Source organism: Dolichospermum circinale AWQC131C, from assembly GCF_000426905.1.
GTDB classification, from domain to species: domain Bacteria; phylum Cyanobacteriota; class Cyanobacteriia; order Cyanobacteriales; family Nostocaceae; genus Dolichospermum; species Dolichospermum circinale.
This window is the reverse complement of sequence record NZ_KE384592.1, coordinates 72,759-76,030: the sequence shown is the minus strand read 5'-3', so window position 1 is coordinate 76,030 and position 3,272 is coordinate 72,759. Positions and strand designations below refer to the sequence as shown.

5 protein-coding genes are annotated in these 3,272 nt (G+C 32.8%); all 5 read left to right on the top strand.

The window, feature by feature from the left end; translation table 11 throughout:
* Nucleotides 1–173 precede the first annotated feature (173 nt).
* The 5 genes from ACIR131C_RS0103490 (at nt 174) to ACIR131C_RS0103470 (ending at nt 2,950) form a co-directional block, all read left to right on the top strand.
* Complete coding sequence (locus ACIR131C_RS0103490) at nt 174–398, top strand: ribbon-helix-helix domain-containing protein (RefSeq protein ID WP_028089081.1); 225 nt, start codon at nt 174–176, stop codon at nt 396–398.
* Nucleotides 377–724: a type II toxin-antitoxin system PemK/MazF family toxin gene (locus tag ACIR131C_RS0103485; protein ID WP_028089080.1), complete on the top strand. Its 348-nt coding sequence runs from the start codon at nt 377–379 to the stop codon at nt 722–724. Before ACIR131C_RS0103490 ends, ACIR131C_RS0103485 begins: the two co-directional genes overlap by 22 nt.
* A 7-nt stretch (nt 725–731) precedes the next feature.
* Nucleotides 732–869 (top strand): hypothetical protein, encoded by a 138-nt coding sequence (locus ACIR131C_RS25330; RefSeq protein WP_155962997.1) that lies wholly within the window; start codon nt 732–734, stop codon nt 867–869.
* Between the two features lie 192 nt (nt 870–1,061).
* Complete coding sequence (locus tag ACIR131C_RS0103475; RefSeq protein ID WP_028089079.1) at nt 1,062–2,252, top strand: ATP-binding protein; 1,191 nt, start codon at nt 1,062–1,064, stop codon at nt 2,250–2,252.
* Nucleotides 2,249–2,950 carry a DUF4276 family protein gene (locus ACIR131C_RS0103470; RefSeq protein WP_028089078.1) on the top strand — a complete coding sequence of 234 codons (702 nt, stop codon included), beginning with the start codon at nt 2,249–2,251 and terminating at the stop codon, nt 2,948–2,950. The genes ACIR131C_RS0103475 and ACIR131C_RS0103470 overlap by 4 nt, the downstream gene beginning before the upstream one ends.
* The last annotated feature ends 322 nt before the right edge of the window (nt 2,951–3,272 follow it).

The following is a 3,272-nucleotide window of genomic DNA, read 5'->3' as shown; positions in this document are numbered from 1 at the left end:
ACTACAAACCCTGCTTTTAGAAGGATTAAACTCAGGAAATGCAACAGAAATGACAGCACAAGACTGGGAAGATATTCGTCAAGCAGTTCGTGAGAAAACTAATCAAAAAAACTCATAAACACTAAAAATATCAAAATCAGCTATACTACTAATAGTATGACCCTGGGTAGGATATGGCTAAAATCTCAATTTCATTGCCAGATGAACTACTAAATTACATTGACCAAAAAGTTGATAACCGTAGTGCATTAATTGAAAGTCTCTTGAAACAATGGCAAGAACAAAAACAAAATGAAGCACTAGCAGCAGCTTGCGCTTTGGTTGATGAATTAGAATTAGGTTGGGAAAGTGAATGGCAAAATATAGCGATTACCGAATGGGAAGCATCTGGATCGTAACATTTGATCCATCTGTAGGTACAGAAATTCAAAAAACTCGGCCAGCACTGATAATTTCTGGGACTTTGTTTAATAACCAACGTACCAAAGTCACAGTTTTACCTTTTACTTCCGCACAACCTAATAACCCCCGTATTTCACCAGCAGTAGTGGAAGTACCAGCATCAGCACAAAACGGACTTTCTGTAGATAGTCTTTTGATATGTGTTGAACCAATGACTTTTGATAAAGTTCGTTTAACGCAACAATTAGGAGAATTAGAAGCAGAATTATTAGAACAATCTCAAAATATTTTGCGGCGATATCTGAGTTTAAATAACAATTAATTGTCTGATGTTACGCAGTAATTCTAAGCGGGATATTTTCGCCTGGAAGCGTGGGGAAACTACCGCTAGTGCGGGTGAGTTGATGGCTTTTAATGGGTTGACTGCGGAGGCTTTGACTAAGCGGGCTATTGAGTTGGTGCATTAAGGGTTAATATAGTAGTATACCTCATTCAATCAACTATTTGAATGGGGATACTTATAACTTTTTACGTATAAAGTCAAGATAGTATCTGTACAATTTTTGCAGTCTCTACTGATGTATTGTTTAAATAACAGATTTATAATTCTCAACTACGGCAAATGCTAAATACATTATCATTAACGGAATGAACATTATATGAAATTAGATTCAGTTCACTATTGTGAAGATAAAGGAATGCCTAGTGAATGGCGTGTAGATGGTTGCCAATTAGGTGATGTAAACTTGATTGTTGGTAAAAATGCTTCTGGTAAATCTAAAATTCTTAGAGCGATAAACTTAATATCTAATTTGCTATCTGGTGACCAAAATCTTAAGTCTGACAGAATTTTGAAAGAATGGATTTTAACATTCAATTCTCATAGTCCAGATGATAAGCAAGTCTATGTACTAACAGTAGATAATGGTACAGTTGTAGAAGAGACGTTAACTATTGGGGGTAAGATATATCTGAACAGAAACAAATCAGGAGAAGGTAAAATTTGGGCTAAAAAATTAAACGTAGATATTGATTTTCAAACTCCTATTGATGAAATTGCTGCTTTAAAACGTAGGGACACTATTCAACATCCTTTTTTTGAAAATATTTATACTTGGGCAAGTACGTTAAGATACTACCAATTTGGTACAGATTTAGGAAGAAGCGTTTTTGCATTAGTTAAGTCTATAAAAAAAGAATCACTCAGAAAGAAAATAGATTTTAAAGACACGGAACAAGTAATTGGCATATTTAAATTAGGAGAGGAAGAATTAGGAACACCTTTTATTGAAGCTATAAAATCTGATATGTCATCTGTTGGTTATCAAATAGATGATGTTGGTACAAAAACACCAGCTATTTTTTTAGAAAACGAAACAGAGGAATTTATAGATAGAAAACCAGAATGTCTTTATGTTAAAGAAAATGACTTAAGACAGAAAACAGAACAATATTCAATGTCTCAAGGTATGTTTAGAGCCTTGTATCTAATTATTCAAGTTAATTATTCTCTTCTATCTAGAAAACCCAGTTGCATTTTAATAGATGATATAGGTGAAGGACTTGATTTTGAGAGATCGTCTTCAATGATTCAATTACTCATTGATAAGGCTAAAACTGGATTAGTTCAACTAATAATGACTTCTAATGATCGCTTTATAATGAATGGTGTTCCTTTACAATTTTGGTCTGTGATTGAACGTAAAACAGGATTGGCAAAGCTACATAATATAAATAATTCAAAACAAATATTTGATGATTTCAAATTTACTGGACTGAATAATTTTGACTTTTTTGCAAGTCAGTTCTATGTAGAAGGTTTTCAGAATGAGGAGTCTATAAATCAGTGAAAAAATTAGCTATTTTTGTGGAGGGACAGACAGAGCAGATTTTTGTAGAACAATTACTAAAGGAAATTGCTGGTAGAAATAACATTTCTATAGAAGTACGGTCTATAAATGGTAAGCAAGGAAATAGAATTACTACAGTAATTGCTAGTGATCCTCTCATTAGTACAACAAAATTTCATGTATTAGTTTATAACTCTGGTAGTGATAATAATGTTGTTTCAGACATGAGAGATATGTATAATTCTTTAAGTGCATCTGGTTATGAAAGAATTATAGGACTAAGAGATGTTTATCCCATATCTATGTCAGATAAAGTAAAGTTGGAAAGGGGTTTACGTTATTCTTTGCCAAAAGGTGTTATTCCCATTGATGTAGTTCTTGCTGTTATGGAAATTGAAGCCTGGTTTCTAGCAGAATGGAATCATTTTCTGAAAATAGATGTGCGTCTTACTCCAGAAAATATTCAAGCTAATTTTGGATTTAATCCTAAAATTGATGATATGGAGGCAAGACATCATCCTGCTGATGATTTACACCAAATTTATAAGCTTGTAGGTAGATCATATAAAAAAAGTAGAAATCAAGTTAATACAATTGTGTCAAATCTAGATTACGATTTTATGTATGTAGAACTTCTCAATAATGTTATTAGTTTTGGAGAATTTATTAAGTTAATAAACCTATTTATAAGTTATTAATAAGTTTTTATCAGTAAACCCAAACCAAAGTAATCTACTACTTATTTAAATATACAAGGTTAGGTTGACACAAATAAACCCAACATCACCCAAACCACCGAACCATCACGAATAGTGTTTTCTACCAATGGCAGAAAATGACAAAAACCGCCATAATATAAAAAAGTATATTCAAGAGGTCACATTATGAAAAGTGAATATTTCCTTACCTGACACCATGGGCAATTATATAGAAAAGTAGCGCAAGGTGGTTACAGCAGCCAAGCGTGAATATTTTCGGGAATTAGTGCGACAAGACCAAAAACTCCAAAGCAAAAGAACA

Excerpts from the sequence above, each read along its gene's own strand:
- ACIR131C_RS0103490 (WP_028089081.1), top strand. The coding sequence starts at position 174 with ATGGCTAAAATCTCAATTTCATTGCCAGATGAACTACTAAATTACATT.
- ACIR131C_RS0103485 (WP_028089080.1), top strand. The coding sequence starts at position 377 with ATGGGAAGCATCTGGATCGTAACATTTGATCCATCTGTAGGTACAGAA.
- ACIR131C_RS25330 (WP_155962997.1), top strand. The coding sequence starts at position 732 with ATGTTACGCAGTAATTCTAAGCGGGATATTTTCGCCTGGAAGCGTGGG.
- ACIR131C_RS0103475 (WP_028089079.1), top strand. The coding sequence starts at position 1,062 with ATGAAATTAGATTCAGTTCACTATTGTGAAGATAAAGGAATGCCTAGT.